Source organism: Streptococcus sp. NLAE-zl-C503, assembly GCF_900104285.1.
In the GTDB taxonomy this organism is placed as follows: Bacteria; Bacillota; Bacilli; order Lactobacillales; family Streptococcaceae; genus Streptococcus.
On sequence record NZ_FNJT01000001.1, the window covers coordinates 320,728 to 339,830 of the forward strand.

A 19,103-nucleotide genomic window follows, 5' to 3' on the forward strand; every position below is an offset into this window, starting at 1 on the left:
TAAAATGGTATAATAGTATTATATCTAAAGCAAGGAGGAGATGGAATGATTGCACAGCTCGACACCAAGACTGTTTATAGTTTTATGGAAAGTGTGGTTTCAATTGAAAAATACGTACAAATGGCTAAAGAATACGGCTATTCTCACCTTGCTATCATGGATGTGGATAATCTCTATGGAGCCTATTATTTTCTAGAAGCAACTCGTAAGCATGGCATTCAACCTTTAATTGGTCTAGAAATGACCTTGATTATAGACGAGAAGGAGATTTCTTTCCGTTTTCTAGCTCTATCTACTAAAGGTTACCAAGAGTTGATGAAGTTATCCACTTTAAAAATGACTGGACGAAAAAATTGGTCTGACTTCACCTCCCACCTCGAAGATGTTGCCATTATTGTTCCCTATTTTGAGGGGATCGAACACTTAGATTTAGGCTATGACTATTATATCGGTGTTAGTCCAGATACTCCTCAAGAAGTCTTTACTAGGCCCATTCTTCCACTCTATCAAGTCAATTCTTTTGAAAAAGAAGATATTCAAGTTTTACAAATCTTATCGGCAATCAAGGATAATGTCAGCCTAAGAGAAGTGAATGTGCATTCACAACAAGGAATCTTTCTACCTGCCTCAGACTTGGAAGCACGTTTTATGAATCGCTTCCCTCAGGCGCTTGCCAATCTCCAAGGTCTGATAGAGAATGTAAGCTATCAAATCGATCCAAGTTTAAAACTTCCTCGCTTTAATCCTGAAAGACCTGCAGTAGAAGAACTTAGAGAGAGAGCTGAGCAAGGTTTGAGTGACAAGGGGCTAACCTCAGCTACCTATCATGAGCGATTGAATGAAGAATTAACTGTGATTCATGATATGGGCTTTGACGACTATTTCCTTGTAGTTTGGGATTTGCTCCGTTTTGGACGTTCCCAAGGCTACTATATGGGTATGGGGCGTGGTTCTGCTGTGGGTAGCTTGGTGGCCTACTCACTTGACATCACAGGAATTGATCCGGTTGAAAAGAACCTGATTTTCGAGCGCTTTTTAAATCGTGAGCGCTACACTATGCCTGATATCGATATCGACATCCCAGACCTTTATAGGCCAGAATTCATTCGCTATGTTCGTGATCGGTATGGTAGTCAACACGTGGCACAGATTGTCACTTATTCGACCTTTGGAGCAAAACAGGCAATTCGTGATGTTTTCAAACGCTATGGCGTTCCAGAGTACGAATTAACAAATATTACGAAAAAAATCAGTTTCCGAGATACGCTAACGACAGCCTATGAAAAGAATTTACAGTTTAGGCAGGTCATAAATAGCAAAATGGAATATCAAAAAGCTTTTGAGATTGCTCGAAAGATTGAAGGGTATCCTCGTCAGACCTCTATCCATGCAGCTGGGGTCGTTATGAGTGACCAGGACCTGACAGACTATATCCCGCTCAAATACGGTGAGGATATGCTGATCACCCAGTATGATGCTCATGGTGTTGAAGCTAATGGCCTTTTAAAAATGGATTTCCTAGGTCTGCGTAACCTAACTTTTGTCCAAAAAATGCAGGAATTATTGGCTGAGTCAGAAGGTGTTCATCTGAAAATCGAAGAGATTGACTTGGAAGACAAGGCAACTCTGGCCCTCTTTGCAGCTGGAAATACTAAAGGTATTTTCCAATTTGAACAACCAGGAGCCATTCGACTCTTGAAACGAGTCAAGCCGCAAGTTTTCGAAGAAGTGGTGGCAACGACATCCCTCAACAGACCAGGTGCTAGTGATTATATTGATAACTTTGTCGCTCGAAAGCACGGCAAAGAAAAGGTGACGGTGCTGGATCCTGCCTTGGAAGACATCCTTTCTTCAACCTACGGTATTATGCTCTATCAAGAGCAAGTCATGCAGGTAGCTCAGCGCTTTGGAGGATTCAGTCTTGGGAAAGCCGACATTCTCAGACGAGCCATGGGTAAGAAAAATGCTAAAGAGATGCATTTGATGAAGGAAGATTTTATTACAGGAGCTATGAAACTTGGGCATTCAGAAGAAAAAGCCAACCAAGTTTTTGCAGTGATGGAAAAGTTTGCAGGCTATGGATTTAACAGATCCCACGCTTATGCCTACTCAGCGCTGGCTTTCCAGCTTGCCTATTTCAAGACGCACTATCCTGCTATTTTCTTTCAAGTCATGTTGAATTATTCTAGCAGTGATTACATTGTAGATGCATTGCAGATGGGCTTTGAAGTAGTTCCGTTAGCAATCAACACTATTCCCTATCATGATAAGATTGCACAGAAGAAAATCTATCTTGGTCTAAAAGCCATTAAGGGACTACCGAGAGATTTGTCTTACTGGATCATTGAAAACCGTCCTTTTTCAAGTGTTGAAGATTTCGTCACACGTCTTCCTAAGAATTACAAGAAACTCTCACTTTTGACGCCTTTAGTTGAACTGGGGCTTTTTGATGAATTTGACAAGAATCGCCAGAAAATCCTAGTGAATCTGCCCAATTTGTTTGTTTTTGTTGAGGAGTTAGGAGGACTCTTTGCGGATGCAAACTATAGTTGGACTGAGGCTGATGATTTTACAGAGGCAGAAAAATTTTATAAGGAGCAGGAACTGATTGGAGTTGGAATCAGTGCCCATCCTCTACAAACTCTTGCCAAACAAGCTTTATATCCAACAACGTCCATCGTTAATCTCACTGAGGGGAGTCAAGCAACTCTTCTAGTTGAAGTGCAAAAAATAAAAGTCATTCGAACTAAGAAAGGCGAGAGTATGGCCTTTCTACAGGTTCATGACAGTAAGTCTAGGCTGGATGTAACCGTATTTTCTGACCAATATCGAAAATTCGCTTCCATTTTATCCGAAGGAAAATTCTACTATATCAATGGCAAGGTTCAATCTCGAGATGGTCGTCTGCAAATGATTGCACAAGATTTGAAAGAAGCAGTCGATGAACGATTCTGGATTCAAGTTAAAAATCACGACAACGATAAAGAGATTTCAAATATCCTAGAACAATACAAAGGCCCAATTCCTGTCATTATCAGGTATGAAGAGGAAGGAAAAACGGTTGTTTCTACACAACATTTTGTTAGACAAGATTTTGCTCTACAGGAAAAATTAGAGGGAATTGTTATGAAAACGATTTATCGATAAAAATACGGAAAATAGAAGAATTTTCAAATGAAATGTGGTATAATCAATAAGAATGTTAAAAGAAAAAGGAGCAAAACCAAATGAAACGTATTGCTGTTTTGACTAGCGGTGGAGACGCCCCTGGTATGAACGCTGCCATCCGTGCAGTAGTTCGTCAAGCAATCTCAGAAGGAATGGAAGTCTTTGGTATCTATGATGGATACGCAGGGATGGTTGCCGGTGAAATCTATCCACTTGATGCTGCTTCAGTAGGAGACATCATTTCACGTGGTGGTACTTTCCTTCACTCTGCTCGTTACCCTGAGTTTGCACAACTCGAAGGTCAACTTAAAGGGATTGAGCAGTTGAAAAAACACGGGATCGAAGGTGTCGTAGTTATCGGTGGTGACGGTTCTTATCACGGAGCTATGCGCTTGACTGAGCATGGATTCCCAGCTATCGGTCTGCCTGGCACAATTGATAATGACATCGTAGGTACTGATTTCACAATTGGATTTGATACTGCAGTTACTACTGCAATGGATGCGATTGATAAGATTCGTGATACATCATCAAGTCACCGTCGTACTTTCGTTGTAGAAGTAATGGGACGTAACGCTGGTGATATCGCACTTTGGGCAGGTATTGCAACTGGTGCTGATGAAATCATTATCCCTGAAGAAGGCTTCAAGATGGAAGATATCGTAGCTAGTATCAAAGCTGGTTATGAATGCGGTAAAAAACACAACATTATCGTTTTGGCTGAGGGGGTTATGTCTGCCGATGAATTCGGTAAGAAACTCAAGGAAGCAGGAGATACTAGTGACCTTCGTGTGACTGAGCTTGGACATATCCAACGTGGTGGTTCACCAACCGCTCGTGACCGTGTATTAGCGTCACGTATGGGAGCACACGCTGTTAAACTTCTCAAACAAGGAATCGGTGGTGTCGCTGTTGGTATCCGTAACGAAAAAATGGTTGAAAACCCAATTCTTGGAACAGCAGAAGAAGGAGCCTTGTTCAGCCTAACTGCTGATGGCAAAATCGTTGTTAACAACCCTCACAAAGCTGACCTTGGACTTGCTAGCTTGAACAAGAGCTTGTCATAATCAACTTTAACTAATCTGGTAAAATGACCATAAAAGGTCAAATTATATAAAGGAGTCACAAATCATGAATAAACGTGTAAAAATCGTTGCAACTTTGGGTCCTGCGGTAGAAATCCGTGGTGGAAAGAAATTCGGTGATGACGGATACTGGGGTGAAAAACTTGACGTTGAAGCTTCAGCTCAAAATATTGCGAAATTGATTGAAGCAGGAGCTAACACTTTCCGCTTCAACTTCTCACACGGTGACCATCAAGAACAAGGTGAGCGTATGGCAACTGTTAAACTTGCTGAAAAACTTGCAGGTAAAAAAGTTGGTTTCCTTCTTGATACAAAAGGACCAGAAATCCGTACTGAATTGTTCGAAGGTGAAGCTAAAGAGTACTCATACAAAACTGGTGAAAAAATCCGTGTTGCAACTAAACAAGGAATCAAATCAACTCGTGAAGTGATTGCTTTGAACGTTGCGGGTGCTCTTGACATCTACGACGATGTTGAAGTTGGTCGTCAAGTATTGGTTGACGATGGTAAACTTGGTCTTCGCGTTGTTGCTAAAGACGATGCAACTCGTGAATTTGAAGTTGAAGTTGAAAACGACGGAATTATCGCTAAACAAAAAGGTGTAAACATCCCTAACACTAAAATTCCTTTCCCAGCACTTGCTGAACGTGATAACGATGATATCCGTTTCGGTCTTGAGCAAGGTATTAACTTCATCGCGATCTCATTCGTACGTACTGCAAAAGACGTGAATGAAGTTCGTGCAATCTGTGAAGAAACTGGAAACGGGCATGTTCAATTGTTCGCTAAAATCGAAAACCAACAAGGTATCGACAACTTGGATGAAATCATCGAAGCTGCTGACGGTATCATGATTGCTCGTGGTGACATGGGTATCGAAGTACCATTCGAAATGGTTCCAGTTTACCAAAAAATGATTATCACTAAAGTTAACGCAGCTGGTAAAGTTGTTATCACAGCAACAAACATGCTTGAAACTATGACTGAAAAACCACGTGCCACTCGTTCAGAAGTATCAGACGTATTCAACGCTGTTATCGACGGTACTGACGCGACTATGCTTTCAGGTGAGTCTGCAAACGGTAAATACCCACTTGAGTCAGTAACAACAATGGCTACAATTGACAAGAACGCACAAACTCTTCTTAACGAATACGGACGTTTGAACTCAGATACTTTCGAACGTAACTCTAAGACAGAAGTTATGGCTTCAGCAGTTAAAGATGCAACAAACTCAATGGACATCAAATTGGTTGTAACTCTTACTAAGACTGGTCACACTGCACGTTTGATCTCTAAATACCGTCCAAATGCTGATATCTTGGCATTGACATTTGACGAATTGACAGAACGTGGATTGATGTTGAACTGGGGTGTTATCCCAATGTTGACAGATGCTCCATCATCAACTGACGATATGTTCGAAATCGCTGAACGTAAAGCAGTTGAAGCAGGTCTTGTACAATCTGGTGACGATATCGTTATCGTTGCAGGTGTACCGCTTGGAGAAGCTGTCCGTACAAACACGATGCGTATCCGTACAGTACGTTAATCTAAACTTTTAAAAGCCTATCATACCAAGCTTTTGTGCTTGTATGATGGGTCTTTTTTCTATTTTAGAAGATAAAAAGAGAGAGATTTTTATTAAACAGAAATGGGAAAAATAAGAGAACTATGGTATAATAGAATGTAAAGACCTTTTTAGTAAATTTTGAAAGAGTATAACATGAGAAAAATTGTCATCAATGGTGGACATCCATTGCAAGGTGAGATCACCATTAGCGGTGCTAAGAATAGTGTTGTAGCATTAATCCCTGCTATTATACTGGCAGATGATGTTGTCACTTTGGATTGTGTCCCAGATATTTCAGACGTTGCTAGTCTTGTAGAGATTATGGAAATCATGGGAGCGAAAGTAAAACGCTATGATGATGTTTTGGAGATTGATCCGAGAGGTGTTCAAAACATTCCTATGCCTTATGGTAAGATTAATAGCCTTCGTGCTTCTTATTATTTCTATGGAAGTCTGTTAGGTCGCTTTGGTGAAGCAACAGTTGGACTTCCTGGTGGATGTGATTTGGGACCTCGTCCGATTGACCTTCACTTAAAAGCTTTTGAAGCCATGGGAGCTAAGGTGAGCTATGAGGGAGACAATATGAATTTGTCTGCTCAGGGTAAGGGACTTCACGGCGCAAGTATCTATATGGATACTGTCAGCGTTGGTGCGACGATTAACACCATGATTGCTGCAGTAAAAGCTAAGGGACGTACTGTCATTGAAAATGCGGCCCGTGAACCAGAAATCATCGATGTGGCTACCCTTTTGAATAACATGGGGGCTCACATTCGTGGTGCAGGGACTGATATTATCATCATTGATGGTGTCGAGCAACTTCATGGGACGCGTCATCAAGTCATTCCAGACCGTATCGAAGCTGGAACCTATATTTCACTTGCTGCAGCGGTTGGTAAAGGAATTCGTATTAACAATGTTCTCTATGAGCATTTAGAAGGCTTTATCGCCAAACTAGAAGAAATGGGCGTTCGCATGACAGTCTCTGAGGATAGTATCTTCGTTGAAGAACAGTCTGATTTGAAGGCCATCAATATCAAAACAGCTCCCTATCCAGGGTTTGCAACCGATTTGCAACAGCCTATCACGCCACTTTTACTAACTGCTCAAGGTCGTGGAACTATTATTGATACCATTTATGAAAAACGTGTCAACCATGTTTTTGAGTTAGCAAAAATGGATGCGGATATTACGACTACAAATGACCATATTTTCTACACTGGTGGGCGTGTTCTACATGGTGCCAAGGTGAAAGCTACAGATCTTCGTGCTGGTGCTGCACTTGTCATCGCTGGTTTGATGGCTCAAGGCCAGACTGAAATTACAAATATTGAGTTTATCCTTCGTGGTTACTCAGATATTATTGAAAAATTGCGTAGTCTTGGAGCGGATATTACACTTGTTGAAGACTAAACCGTTGAGGTGATTATGAATATTTGGACCAAATTAGCAATGTTTTCTTTTTTTGAAACGGAGCGCTTGTATTTGCGTCCTTTCTTTTTTAGTGACAGTCAAGCGTTTTTCGAGATTGCTTCAAACCCTGAGAATTTGCAGTTTATTTTTCCCAGTCAAGCAAGTTTGGAAGAAAGTCAGTACGCACTTGCTAACTATTTTATGAAGGCTCCTCTGGGTGTCTGGGCAATTTGTAGCCAAGACAATCAGGAAATGATTGGTTCCATCAAGTTTGAAAAAATAGACGAAATCAAAAAAGAAGCTGAAATTGGTTATTTCTTAAGAAAGGATTCTTGGTCACAAGGTTTTATGACAGAAGTAGTTACCAAACTTTGTCAGCTTTCATTTGAAGAATTTGGTCTCAGACAGCTGTCAATTATCACCCATTTGGAAAATGAGGCTAGCCAAAAAGTAGCCTTAAAATCGGGCTTTAGTCTCTTCCGACAGTTTAAGGGGAGCGATCGCTATACACGAAAAATGAGGGACTACCTTGAATTTCGATACATAAAAGGAGAGTTCAGTGAGTAAACACCAAGAAATCTTAAGTTATCTGGAAGAGTTACCAATAGGAAAACGTGTCAGTGTTCGTAGCATTTCCAATCACTTGGGTGTCAGTGATGGGACGGCTTATCGTGCCATTAAAGAAGCTGAAAACCGTGGAATTGTAGAAACTCGACCTCGTAGTGGAACCATTCGTGTCAAATCTCAGAAAGTGGCTATTGAAAAACTGACCTATGCAGAGATTGCAGAAGTAACCTCATCTGAAGTTTTGGCTGGTCAAGAAGGGCTGGATAGAGAATTTAGCAAATTCTCCATTGGGGCTATGACTGAGCAGAATATCTTGTCCTATCTGAATGATGGTGGTCTTTTGATCGTAGGTGACCGTACTCGTATTCAACTTTTAGCTCTGGAAAATGAAAACGCGGTCCTTGTAACGGGTGGCTTTCATGTGCACGAGGATGTACTAGCTCTTGCCAATAAAAAGGGTATTCCTGTCCTGAGAAGCAAGCATGATACTTTTACAGTTGCGACCATGATCAATAGAGCTTTGTCAAATGTGCAGATTAAGACAGATATTTTAACAGTTGAAAAGCTCTATCGTCCCAGTCATGAGTATGGTTTCTTAAGAGAAACGGACACAGTGAAAGATTATCTAGACTTGGTACGCAAGAATCGAAGTAGTCGTTTCCCAGTCATCAATCAGCATCAAGTGGTTGTGGGAGTGGTTACCATGCGTGATGCAGGGGACAAATCCCCTAGCACGACGATTGATAAGGTGATGACGCGCAGCATTTTCGTGACAGGATTAGCGACTAATATTGCCAATGTCAGTCAACGGATGATAGCAGAAGACTTTGAGATGGTTCCGGTAGTGAGAAGCAATCAAACTTTGCTCGGAGTTGTAACGAGACGAGATGTCATGGATAAGATGAGTCGTTCTCAGGTTTCAGCCTTGCCGACTTTTTCAGAGCAAATTGGTCAGAAGTTGTCTTATCATCACGACGAAGTTGTGATTACAGTTGAGCCCTTTATGCTTGAAAAGAACGGAGTTTTGGCAAATGGTGTTCTTGCTGAAATTTTAACTCATATGACACAGGATTTGGTGGCAAATAGCAGACGCAATCTCATCATTGAGCAGATGCTAATTTACTTCTTGCAGGCTGTGCAGATAGATGATACTCTGAGAATTCAGGCTCGTATTATTCATCATACAAGACGTTCAGCTATTATTGATTACGATATTTATCATGGTCATCAGATTGTTTCAAAAGCAAATGTTACAGTTAAAATCAATTAGAATCTAGGAGAAAAAATGATAACTTTAAAATCAGCACGTGAAATCGAAGCCATGGACAAGGCTGGTGATTTCCTCGCTAGTATCCATATCGGCTTACGTGATTTGATTAAGCCTGGCGTGGATATGTGGGAAGTAGAAGAGTACGTTCGTCGACGTTGTAAAGAGGAGAATTTCCTTCCTCTACAGATTGGCGTGGATGGGGCAGTCATGGATTACCCCTATGCAACTTGTTGCTCTCTCAACGACGAAGTAGCTCACGCTTTTCCACGTCATTACATCTTGAAGGATGGCGACTTGCTCAAGGTTGATATGGTTCTGGGTGGCCCGATTGCAAAATCAGACCTCAATGTGTCAAAACTCAACTTTAATAATGTCGAGCAAATGAAAAAATACACGCAAAGTTATACTGGTGGTTTAGCAGACTCGTGCTGGGCTTATGCTGTTGGTACCCCCTCTGAAGAAGTGAAAAACTTGATGGATGTGACCAAGGAAGCTATGTACAAAGGGATTGAGCAAGCAGTCGTTGGCAATCGTATCGGAGATATCGGTGCAGCTATTCAAGAATACGCCGAAAGTCGCGGTTATGGTGTAGTGCGTGATTTGGTTGGTCACGGAGTTGGTCCAACTATGCACGAGGAGCCAATGGTTCCTAACTACGGTGTTGCAGGTCGTGGTCTTCGTCTTCGTGAAGGAATGGTGCTGACCATTGAACCCATGATCAATACTGGAGATTGGGAAATTGATACAGATATAAAGACTGGTTGGGCTCATAAGACTATTGATGGTGGTCTGTCTTGCCAATATGAACACCAGTTTGTGATTACTAAAGACGGTCCAGTTATCTTGACTAGTCAAGGTGAAGAAGGAACGTATTAAAATGCAAGGAGCTTAGCTCCTTTTTTGTTTCAAGTTTAGATAAAATAGACAAGCGTAGCAAAGTTGTCACAAATTTTTTCTTTTGTAGTAAAATAAGATTAGAATTTTGTGAAAGTAGGTAATTCGTTGGAGTCTATTATATTTTTAGTATCAGTTTTTTTAGCCGGCATCCTGTCCTTCTTTTCACCCTGCATCTTCCCTTTGCTACCAGTCTATGCTGGTATTTTACTGGATGATCAGGGAAATTCGAAAAGCTTTCGCTTTTTCGGAAGAGACGTTGCATGGTCGGGCTTAATTCGGACCTTGTGCTTTATTGCTGGAATCTCCCTTATTTTCTTTATTTTGGGATTTGGAGCTGGATTCTTAGGGCACATGCTCTATGCTGACTGGTTTCGTTATGTAATGGGAGCAGTCATTATCCTTTTGGGCCTTCACCAGATGGAAATCTTGCATTTTAATAAGCTGGAAGTTCAAAAGACAGTCACCTTCAAACAATCAAAGTCAAATCACTATCTGTCAGCCTTTTTACTTGGGATAACCTTTAGCTTTGGCTGGACCCCTTGTATCGGACCAGTTTTAAGTTCGGTCTTGGCTCTTGCAGCTTCCGGAGGGAATGGTGCTTGGCAAGGAGCTATACTAACCTTAGTGTACACATTGGGAATGGCTCTTCCTTTTCTTGTTTTAGCCTTGGCTTCGGGCTGGATAATGCCCTATTTTAGCAAACTAAAACCCCATATGATTCTACTAAAGAAAATCGGGGGAGCTTTGATTATTTTGATGGGATTATTATTAATGCTAGGGCAGTTAAATGCCTTGTCAGGAATTCTTGGATAAAAGGAGAAAAAATGAAAAAAGTTATTTTTACAGGGTTGAGCCTCATGTCTTTATTTTTATTGATTGCCTGTGGCGAAAAAGAAACCAAACAAACGGAAAGTCCCAAACAGCCTACTGTACAACAAATCGCAGTAGGAAAGGATGCGCCAGACTTCACCTTGCAGTCCATGGATGGTAAAGAAGTCAAGTTATCAGACTATAAGGGCAAAAAGGTCTATTTGAAATTTTGGGCCTCTTGGTGTGGACCTTGTCGAAAGAGTATGCCAGAGTTGATGGAATTAGCTGCAAAACAAGATCGAGACTTTGAAATCTTAAGTGTCATTGCACCAGGTCTACAAGGTGAAAAAACAGTTGATGAGTTTCCAAAATGGTACCAAGAACAAGGCTACAAGGATATACCAGTTCTATATGATACCAAGGCAACTACCTTCCAAGCCTATCAAATTCGTAGTATTCCAACAGAATACCTGATTGATAGTCAAGGAAAAATCGGAAAAATCCAATTTGGTGCTATTAGCAATGCAGATGCTGAAGCAGCTTTTAAAGAGATGAAATAAATTAAAGAATACGAAAAAATCGCGAAGAATCGCGATTTTTTTATAATTTTTCATTGATAAAGCGGATGAATTGATTCCACCAAACTTTTAAGAAGAAGGCTTTTTCAACTTTCTTTTCAGAGACCATTTCAAAAGATGGTTTTTCAGAAGTGAGGTAGCCTTGACCCACCAAATCTTGGTCATCATAGGTTAGATGGCCAACAACAGTTTCAGCTTCTAGTGGCGCTGTCTCGGCCTTGTTTTTTGGAGTGAACTGCAGGCTTGATGATGCTCGACTTCCCAATCGTTGTATGACAGTGATATCAGATTTAGCAACAGCAGTTACGGTATCTTCCTTTCCATCAAGTACAGAAACTTTGCTATCTTTGTAGGCCTCTCCCTTCTGGACAATCGTTTTGAGAGCATAATTAGATGTTATATAGTCCAAAAGGGAAGAAGTAGCAGTAAAGCGAGCGTAAGGATTACTGTTTTGCTGGTCAGCGTTTAAGACAACAGTGATGATTCGCATCCCTTTTTCGGTAGTTGTTCCAACGAAAGAAGCTCCCGCCTTATCTGTTGTACCAGTTTTGAGCCCATCTACTCCACCTCGATATGCTGGCATTCCTTCCAACATATAGTTAGTAGAGTGAATTTCCATACCAGCAAATGTTGATGAAGCTTTCTTGGTAATTTCTAAAACTTGAGGGTAATCTCGGATGAGGTTTCGAGCGATGATTGCAACATCGTAAGCGCTTAGCTTATTCTCCTCATCCTTTTTAGAACCAGGATAGATATTATTTCCAAGTGTTTCGTTATTAAGTCCAGTAGTATTGACAATAGTAGCATCTTTGATACCCCATTCAAGAAGTTTCGCCCTCATCTTGTCAACGAAGTCTTTCTCTGAACCAGCAATTTTTTCAGCAAGAGCAATGGCTGCACTATTGGCACTTGATACTAGAGTTGCTTCCAATAATTGCTCCACTGTATACTTGCGCGCTTCCATAGGAACATTACTAGCCTCAGAATTGGTTGTGAGTTGGTATGGATAGTCAGAGATATCAACTGGGGTAGATAGGCTAATTGTACCTTGCTCCAAGGCTTCATAGACTAGGTAGACAGTGAGAATCTTGGTGATAGAGGCAATTTCTACAGGTTGATTTGCATCTTTCTCGTAGAGGATTTTTCCAGTTGTAGCCTCGACAGCAATGGCATGTTTAGCAGCAACGTCAAAATCTTGCGCAGATACAGTGGGGATGGCTGTACCAAAAATGATAAGAGTTAGTAAGGTTAAAATTATTTTCTTCATAGTAGTTTTATTCTATCACAAAGCGAAAAAATATTCTCGTTTTTATAGTAAAGCCATCTTATCTTTTTGAAGAATTATGGTAAAATAGAAGGAAGGAGGCGCCTATGTTCCGTAGAAACAAGTTATTTTTTTGGACAGCTGAAATTTTACTATTAACTCTTATTTTCTACCTTTGGAGAGAGATGGGAGCGATTGTCACACCTTTTGTGATGGTAGCTAATACCATTATGATTCCATTTTTGCTCGGAGGATTTTTCTATTACCTGACAAATCCCATCGTAACATTTTTAGAAAAGAAATGTAAAATCAATCGTTTGATAGGTGTGCTCATCACTCTTTGTGCCTTGATTGGTACAATAGTAGTAGGGGTAGTCTACCTGCTACCGATTTTGATCAATCAGTTGACAAGTTTGATTATTTCTAGCCAGAATATCTATAGCCGCTTGCAAGATTTGATATATGATTTATCAATGAATCCAATCTTTCAAAATATTGATATTCAAAAAACCATTCAACAGTTGAATTTATCTTACGTTGATATTTTACAAAATATTCTCAACAGTGTGAGCAATAGTTTAGGCAGCGTTCTTTCAGCCTTGTTTAGTACTGTTTTGATTCTCATTATGACACCAGTCTTTTTGATTTATTTCTTGCTTGATGGTCATAAGTTCCTCCCGATGTTGGAACGAACAGTCCTAAAACATGATAAATTAAACTTCTCCAGTCTCTTGAAGAATTTGAACGCCACTGTCGCACGTTATATTAGTGGAATCGCGATTGATGCGGTTATTATTGGATGTTTAGCCTATATTGGTTACAATACAATCGGGTTGAGATATGCTCTAGTCTTTGCCATTTTTTCTGGTTTGGCAAATCTGATTCCCTATGTTGGACCAAGTATCGGTCTGATTCCTATGATTATTGCCAATGTCTTTACTGATCCGCACAGGGTTCTCATTGCAGTAATTTATATGCTGATTATCCAACAAGTGGATGGGAATATCCTCTACCCTCGTATCGTTGGAGGGGTTATGAAGGTTCATCCAATCACCATTCTGGTCCTTCTCTTACTTTCTAGCAATATTTATGGTGTTATAGGAATGATTGTAGCAGTGCCAACCTATTCTATCCTAAAAGAAATTACTAAGTTCTTGGCGAAATTATATGAAAATCATAAAGAAGCCAAAGAAAAAGAACAAGAAAAATCAGAATCAATCTAAAAATCAGGGAAACCTGATTTTTTTGATAAAAAGACTTGAGGTTAGACTGGTCAAAAGTGTTTTAAATGAATCCGTTGGAGAAGGAAAAGAATGGGAAATTATAAGATTTAGAATAATTCACAAAATGTGTGTAAAACACTTGCAATTTAGCTGAAATTTGATAAAATAGTAAGGAAAGTTAGACTGTATTGCCTACTGTCTATCTATAAAATATATTTTATTGGAGGCTTTTACTCAAATGGCAAAAGAAAAATATGATCGTAGTAAACCACACGTTAACATTGGTACTATCGGACACGTTGACCACGGTAAAACTACTTTGACTGCAGCTATCACAACTGTATTGGCACGTCGCTTGCCTTCAGCAGTTAACCAACCTAAAGACTATGCGTCTATCGATGCTGCTCCAGAAGAACGCGAACGCGGTATCACTATCAACACTGCGCACGTTGAGTACGAAACTGAAAAACGTCACTATGCCCACATCGACGCTCCAGGACACGCGGACTACGTTAAAAACATGATCACTGGTGCCGCTCAAATGGACGGAGCTATCCTTGTAGTAGCTTCAACTGACGGACCAATGCCACAAACTCGTGAGCACATCCTTCTTTCACGTCAGGTTGGTGTTAAACACCTTATCGTCTTCATGAACAAAATTGACTTGGTAGACGACGAAGAATTGCTTGAATTGGTTGAAATGGAAATCCGTGACCTCTTGTCAGAATACGACTTCCCAGGTGACGATCTTCCAGTTATCCAAGGTTCAGCTCTTAAAGCCCTTGAAGGTGACTCTAAGTACGAAGACATCATCATGGAATTGATGGCTACTGTTGATGAGTACATCCCAGAACCAGAACGTGACACAGACAAACCATTGCTTCTTCCAGTCGAAGACGTATTCTCAATCACTGGACGTGGTACAGTTGCTTCAGGACGTATCGACCGTGGTACTGTTCGTGTCAACGACGAAATCGAAATCGTTGGTATCAAAGAAGAAACTCAAAAAGCGGTTGTTACTGGTGTTGAAATGTTCCGTAAACAACTTGACGAAGGTCTTGCAGGAGATAACGTAGGTGTCCTTCTTCGTGGTGTTCAACGTGATGAAATCGAACGTGGACAAGTTATCGCTAAACCAGGTTCAATCAACCCACACACTAAATTCAAAGGTGAAGTCTACATCCTTACTAAAGAAGAAGGTGGACGTCACACTCCATTCTTCAACAACTACCGTCCACAATTCTACTTCCGTACTACTGACGTTACAGGTTCAATCGAACTTCCAGCAGGTACTGAAATGGTAATGCCTGGTGATAACGTGACTATCGACGTTGAGTTGATCCACCCAATCGCCGTAGAACAAGGTACTACATTCTCTATCCGTGAGGGTGGACGTACTGTTGGTTCAGGTATGGTTACAGAAATCGAAGCTTAATTCGATTTAGTTCCCAGAAGAACAATTATTTAAGTCAGACACTAAAAGAATCTTGCTTTGCAAGGTTCTTTTTTTGTTCTTGCTCTATTTGAAGTGATTCTACTCTAGCAGTATAATCGTTTTTTTGGTATAATAAAAGTTATGGAAATCGAAAAAACCAATCGTATGAATGCGCTCTTTGAATTTTATGCAGCGCTTTTGACAGATAAGCAAATGAATTATATAGAGCTCTACTACGCTGATGATTACAGCCTTGCTGAGATTGCCGAGGAGTTTGGTGTCAGTCGTCAGGCTGTCTATGATAATATCAAGCGGACAGAAAAGATTCTGGAAGATTATGAGATGAAGTTGCACATGTACTCTGACTACATTGTCCGCAGTCAGATTTTTGACCAGATTTTGGAGCAGTATCCCAATGATGACTTTCTGCAAGAGCAGATAGAAATTTTAACAAGCATTGATAATAGAGAGTAAGAGGAAGAAAAATGGCATTTGAAAGTTTAACAGAACGTTTACAGAACGTCTTTAAAAATCTACGTAAAAAAGGAAAAATCTCTGAGGCGGATGTCCAAGAAGCGACCAAAGAGATTCGCTTGGCCTTGCTTGAAGCCGACGTTGCTTTGCCTGTTGTAAAGGACTTTATTAAGAAGGTTCGTGAACGCGCAGTCGGACACGAGGTCATTGATACCCTTAATCCAGCACAACAGATTATCAAAATCGTTGATGAGGAATTGACAGCCATTTTAGGATCTGATACGGCTGAAATTATCAAGTCACCTAAGATTCCAACGATTATCATGATGGTTGGTTTGCAAGGGGCTGGTAAAACAACATTTGCAGGAAAACTTGCTAACAAACTCAAAAAAGAGGAAAATGCTCGTCCTTTGATGATTGCGGCGGATATTTATCGTCCAGCAGCCATCGATCAGCTGAAAACACTTGGACAGCAGATAGATGTGCCTGTCTTTGCACTTGGAACAGAGGTTCCAGCTGTTGAGATTGTTCGTCAAGGTTTGGAGCAAGCTCAAGCCAATCACAACGATTATGTCTTGATTGACACGGCAGGACGTTTGCAGATTGATGAGCTCTTGATGAATGAGCTTCGTGATGTTAAGGCCTTGGCCCAACCAAATGAAATCCTACTCGTCATCGATGCTATGATTGGTCAGGAAGCTGCTAATATTGCCCGTGAGTTCAATGCTCAGTTAGAAGTGACTGGGGTTATTCTTACCAAAATTGATGGTGATACTCGTGGTGGTGCAGCTTTGTCTGTTCGTCACATCACTGGAAAACCAATCAAGTTCACTGGTACAGGTGAAAAGATTACAGACATTGAAACCTTCCACCCAGATCGTATGTCAAGCCGCATCCTTGGCATGGGGGATATGCTAACTCTGATCGAGAAAGCTTCTCAGGAATACGATGAGCAAAAAGCTCTTGAAATGGCTGAGAAGATGCGCGAAAACACCTTTGATTTCAATGATTTCATTGATCAATTAGATCAGGTGCAAAACATGGGACCAATGGAAGACTTGCTCAAGATGATTCCAGGTATGGCTAACAATCCAGCCCTTCAAAATATGAAGGTGGATGAGCGCCAGATTGCGCGTAAACGTGCCATCGTGTCCTCTATGACATCTGAAGAACGTGAAAATCCTGATTTGTTAAATCCAAGTCGTCGCCGTCGTATCGCTGCAGGTTCTGGAAATACCTTTGTCGAAGTCAATAAATTCATCAAGGACTTTAATCAGGCCAAACAGCTTATGCAAGGTGTCATGTCTGGAGATATGAACAAAATGATGAAGCAAATGGGTATTAATCCAAACAACCTTCCTAAAAATATGCCAAATATGGGAGGCATGGATATGTCTTCCCTTGAAGGAATGATGGGACAAGGTGGTATGCCGGACTTGTCAGCTCTCGGAGGAGCTGGAATGCCAGATATGAGCCAGATGTTCGGTGGTGGACTCAAAGGTAAAATTGGCGAATTTGCCATGAAACAGTCTATGAAACGTATGGCTAATAAAATGAAAAAAGCTAAAAAGAAACGCAAATAAAAAGGGAAGCAGAAGTGCTTTCCTTTTTTATATAAAATATATGCTTTCTATGATTAGACAATTTTCTTAATCGAAAAATTGACTAATCATAGAAAGAGTGATTTCAAACCCTTGCATCCATTCGGAATTTACTGTGATTTCGATTTTTAAAGCATCTGCTAATTGTTTGACCAGATAGAGGCCCATGCCTGTTGATTTTTTCCTTGTATCACCTGAATCACCTGTAAATCCTTTTTCAAAGATATGAGGGAGGTCGCAAGCTTTAACTCCGCAGCCATTATCCCTAATAATCAGACTTGTGCGCCCCTTATTCTTTGACATAGAAATACTGAGTTCGGGCTTGTCAGAGCTATATTTAAGGGCATTGGCGAGAATTTGAGAGAGGATAAATTCAAAACTGCGTTGATCAGTGTAGTAAGTTCCTTGTATATTTTCTACCTTAATTGTAAATTTCTTTTCTTTGAGCAAGAGATCAAAGTTTTCCAAAAGATCTTGGATACACTCTTTTAGATCAAGGTCTTCAAATAGAAAATCATTTTTCTCACTTTTCACCCTGTAGTAGAATAGGATCTGTGATACATTTTCTTGGATTTGATTTTTCACATAGTCCAACTTAAAAGCTGTATCCTCAGGCAACTGGTCACTTTGATTGTCCAAAAGGAGGGAAAGAAGCGATAGAGGGAGTTTAATCTCATGCGCCCATTTTTCAACATAGTCCTCATAGTCAGCTAGTAATGAGTTGAGCTTTCCTATTTCAGCTTGCTTTTGATAAAGTATATCTGCCATTTTTTCAATGCTTTCTTTCTCTGAGGCACTTGATAAATGCAATAATTCCAGCTCAGTATCGACCTTGGGATTGGCTATAAAGGCTTTATAGGTAGCAGATTTTTTTCTTTCTTTTCTTATAAGTAGGAATGATAGGATGAAAAAGAGCAGGACGGTGGCTAAAATATAGAGAAGGATGAGGGCTTGAAACATTCTCACATCTGAAAGCCAAAGCAGGACAGCTGTAAATAGGTCAAATGCTAAGAGAACAAGTAACCAAGGCAGATAAGTAGCTAGATATTTTAGATTAGGTTTCATCTGGACTTACCTCTTCTAGCTTGTAACCAATACCTCTGACGGACTTGACTTGAAGGGCAATGCCAGCCTGTTTCATCATCTTTTTTAGCCTTGCAATATTTACTTGAAGGGCATTTTCATCGATGAACTCAGTTGTATTCCACAGTTTCATACTTAGTTCTTCTTTTGTGACGACAGGAGCATTAGTAACCAATAAGGTTTCTAACAGTTTCCCTTGATTTTGGGGGAGTAAAATCGAATGTCCGTTGATATAAAGGGTATAGGTCTGTCTATCCAGCAGAAAATTATCTTTTTCAAGTAGATTTTGTCTACCTTCATAGCGTTTCAAGATATTTTCTATACGTGCCAAAAATCTTTCTTTCTTGAAAGGCTTTGTTAGGTACTCATCTGCCCCTAATTTTAGGGCGTAGATCTCATCTTTTAATTGTTCACGGGAAGTGAGAACCAATATGGGCACAGAGCGTTTTGACTTGAGATTTTTACAAATTTGAAAACCTGTTTCTCCTGGCAAATTCAAATCCAGTATGATTATATCCGTATCGTATTGCAGCACTTGTTGGCTTGTATCTTTGAAGTCAGTCAACTTATCAACTTGATAACCTGCTTTCTCTAACAAGATGACAATTTCATCTCGAATCAAGGCTTCATCTTCAATTACCAGAATATGCTTCATATCGGTT

The 19,103-nt window shown here is 40.3% G+C and carries 16 protein-coding genes; 13 read left to right on the forward strand and 3 right to left on the reverse strand.

Features of this window, described 5'->3' with window-relative positions; translation table 11 throughout:
• The first annotated feature begins 45 nt into the window (after nt 1-45).
• The 9 genes from BLS46_RS01555 (at nt 46) to sdbB (ending at nt 11,343) form a co-directional block, all read left to right on the forward strand.
• Nucleotides 46-3,147: a DNA polymerase III subunit alpha gene (locus BLS46_RS01555; protein ID WP_093585080.1), complete on the forward strand. Its 3,102-nt coding sequence runs from the start codon at nt 46-48 to the stop codon at nt 3,145-3,147.
• An 80-nt stretch (nt 3,148-3,227) separates the two neighbouring features.
• The gene (pfkA, locus tag BLS46_RS01560; RefSeq protein ID WP_000820880.1) at nt 3,228-4,235 is read left to right on the forward strand and encodes a 6-phosphofructokinase; all 1,008 of its coding nucleotides are present in this window, start codon (nt 3,228-3,230) and stop codon (nt 4,233-4,235) included.
• A 64-nt stretch (nt 4,236-4,299) separates the two neighbouring features.
• Complete coding sequence (gene pyk / locus BLS46_RS01565; protein ID WP_093585083.1) at nt 4,300-5,805, forward strand: pyruvate kinase; 1,506 nt, start codon at nt 4,300-4,302, stop codon at nt 5,803-5,805.
• 174 nt (nt 5,806-5,979) lie between these two features.
• Nucleotides 5,980-7,239: a UDP-N-acetylglucosamine 1-carboxyvinyltransferase gene (locus BLS46_RS01570; RefSeq protein ID WP_093585086.1), complete on the forward strand. Its 1,260-nt coding sequence runs from the start codon at nt 5,980-5,982 to the stop codon at nt 7,237-7,239.
• A gap of 15 nt (nt 7,240-7,254) precedes the next feature.
• Nucleotides 7,255-7,806, forward strand: a complete 552-nt coding sequence (locus BLS46_RS01575) for a GNAT family N-acetyltransferase (RefSeq protein ID WP_093585089.1) — start codon at nt 7,255-7,257, stop codon at nt 7,804-7,806.
• Nucleotides 7,799-9,076, forward strand: a complete 1,278-nt coding sequence (gene spxR / locus BLS46_RS01580) for a CBS-HotDog domain-containing transcription factor SpxR (protein WP_000033803.1) — start codon at nt 7,799-7,801, stop codon at nt 9,074-9,076. Before BLS46_RS01575 ends, spxR begins: the two co-directional genes overlap by 8 nt.
• 15 nt (nt 9,077-9,091) lie before the next feature.
• A complete protein-coding gene (locus tag BLS46_RS01585; RefSeq protein WP_093585092.1) occupies nt 9,092-9,952 on the forward strand; it encodes a methionyl aminopeptidase in 861 nt (286 codons plus the stop codon).
• 126 nt (nt 9,953-10,078) lie between these two features.
• Complete coding sequence (gene ccdA2, locus BLS46_RS01590; RefSeq protein WP_093585094.1) at nt 10,079-10,786, forward strand: thiol-disulfide oxidoreductase-associated membrane protein CcdA2; 708 nt, start codon at nt 10,079-10,081, stop codon at nt 10,784-10,786.
• A gap of 11 nt (nt 10,787-10,797) precedes the next feature.
• Nucleotides 10,798-11,343 carry a thiol-disulfide oxidoreductase-associated lipoprotein SdbB gene (gene sdbB / locus BLS46_RS01595; RefSeq protein WP_093585097.1) on the forward strand — a complete coding sequence of 182 codons (546 nt, stop codon included), beginning with the start codon at nt 10,798-10,800 and terminating at the stop codon, nt 11,341-11,343.
• A 40-nt stretch (nt 11,344-11,383) separates the two neighbouring features.
• Here the strand turns inward: sdbB and pbp3 are convergent, their stop codons facing one another.
• Entirely contained in the window at nt 11,384-12,628 is a 1,245-nt protein-coding gene (gene pbp3, locus BLS46_RS01600; RefSeq protein WP_093585100.1) for a D-alanyl-D-alanine carboxypeptidase PBP3, read from the reverse strand.
• A gap of 104 nt (nt 12,629-12,732) precedes the next feature.
• On the opposite strand from pbp3, the gene BLS46_RS01605 reads away from it, so the two are divergent.
• The 4 genes from BLS46_RS01605 to ffh all read left to right on the forward strand — a co-directional run bounded on the left by BLS46_RS01605 (nt 12,733) and on the right by ffh (nt 17,340).
• On the forward strand, nt 12,733-13,848 hold the full coding sequence (locus BLS46_RS01605; RefSeq protein WP_093585103.1) for an AI-2E family transporter: 1,116 nt from the start codon (nt 12,733-12,735) through the stop codon (nt 13,846-13,848).
• 238 nt (nt 13,849-14,086) lie between these two features.
• Nucleotides 14,087-15,283 carry an elongation factor Tu gene (gene tuf, locus BLS46_RS01610; RefSeq protein WP_093585106.1) on the forward strand — a complete coding sequence of 399 codons (1,197 nt, stop codon included), beginning with the start codon at nt 14,087-14,089 and terminating at the stop codon, nt 15,281-15,283.
• A 141-nt stretch (nt 15,284-15,424) separates the two neighbouring features.
• Nucleotides 15,425-15,757, forward strand: coding sequence for a putative DNA-binding protein (locus BLS46_RS01615; protein WP_049500404.1), 333 nt, complete (start codon nt 15,425-15,427; stop codon nt 15,755-15,757).
• Nucleotides 15,758-15,768: 11 nt separating this feature from the next.
• Complete coding sequence (gene ffh / locus BLS46_RS01620) at nt 15,769-17,340, forward strand: signal recognition particle protein (protein ID WP_093585109.1); 1,572 nt, start codon at nt 15,769-15,771, stop codon at nt 17,338-17,340.
• Nucleotides 17,341-17,406: 66 nt separating this feature from the next.
• On the opposite strand, the gene BLS46_RS01625 is transcribed toward ffh, so the two are convergent.
• Together BLS46_RS01625 and BLS46_RS01630 are read right to left on the reverse strand one after the other, a co-directional pair.
• Nucleotides 17,407-18,423, reverse strand: a complete 1,017-nt coding sequence (locus tag BLS46_RS01625) for a sensor histidine kinase (RefSeq protein ID WP_093585112.1) — start codon at nt 18,421-18,423, stop codon at nt 17,407-17,409.
• Nucleotides 18,413-19,096, reverse strand: a complete 684-nt coding sequence (locus BLS46_RS01630) for a response regulator transcription factor (protein ID WP_093585113.1) — start codon at nt 19,094-19,096, stop codon at nt 18,413-18,415. The genes BLS46_RS01625 and BLS46_RS01630 overlap by 11 nt, the downstream gene beginning before the upstream one ends.
• Nucleotides 19,097-19,103: the final 7 nt, after the last annotated feature.

Excerpts from the sequence above, each read along its gene's own strand:
- BLS46_RS01625 (WP_093585112.1), bottom strand. The coding sequence starts at position 18,423 with ATGAAACCTAATCTAAAATATCTAGCTACTTATCTGCCTTGGTTACTT.
- BLS46_RS01575 (WP_093585089.1), top strand. The coding sequence starts at position 7,255 with ATGAATATTTGGACCAAATTAGCAATGTTTTCTTTTTTTGAAACGGAG.
- BLS46_RS01555 (WP_093585080.1), top strand. The coding sequence starts at position 46 with ATGATTGCACAGCTCGACACCAAGACTGTTTATAGTTTTATGGAAAGT.
- BLS46_RS01630 (WP_093585113.1), bottom strand. The coding sequence starts at position 19,096 with ATGAAGCATATTCTGGTAATTGAAGATGAAGCCTTGATTCGAGATGAA.
- pbp3 (WP_093585100.1), bottom strand. The coding sequence starts at position 12,628 with ATGAAGAAAATAATTTTAACCTTACTAACTCTTATCATTTTTGGTACA.
- BLS46_RS01605 (WP_093585103.1), top strand. The coding sequence starts at position 12,733 with ATGTTCCGTAGAAACAAGTTATTTTTTTGGACAGCTGAAATTTTACTA.
- BLS46_RS01615 (WP_049500404.1), top strand. The coding sequence starts at position 15,425 with ATGGAAATCGAAAAAACCAATCGTATGAATGCGCTCTTTGAATTTTAT.
- sdbB (WP_093585097.1), top strand. The coding sequence starts at position 10,798 with ATGAAAAAAGTTATTTTTACAGGGTTGAGCCTCATGTCTTTATTTTTA.
- pyk (WP_093585083.1), top strand. The coding sequence starts at position 4,300 with ATGAATAAACGTGTAAAAATCGTTGCAACTTTGGGTCCTGCGGTAGAA.
- BLS46_RS01585 (WP_093585092.1), top strand. The coding sequence starts at position 9,092 with ATGATAACTTTAAAATCAGCACGTGAAATCGAAGCCATGGACAAGGCT.
- tuf (WP_093585106.1), top strand. The coding sequence starts at position 14,087 with ATGGCAAAAGAAAAATATGATCGTAGTAAACCACACGTTAACATTGGT.
- pfkA (WP_000820880.1), top strand. The coding sequence starts at position 3,228 with ATGAAACGTATTGCTGTTTTGACTAGCGGTGGAGACGCCCCTGGTATG.
- ffh (WP_093585109.1), top strand. The coding sequence starts at position 15,769 with ATGGCATTTGAAAGTTTAACAGAACGTTTACAGAACGTCTTTAAAAAT.
- BLS46_RS01570 (WP_093585086.1), top strand. The coding sequence starts at position 5,980 with ATGAGAAAAATTGTCATCAATGGTGGACATCCATTGCAAGGTGAGATC.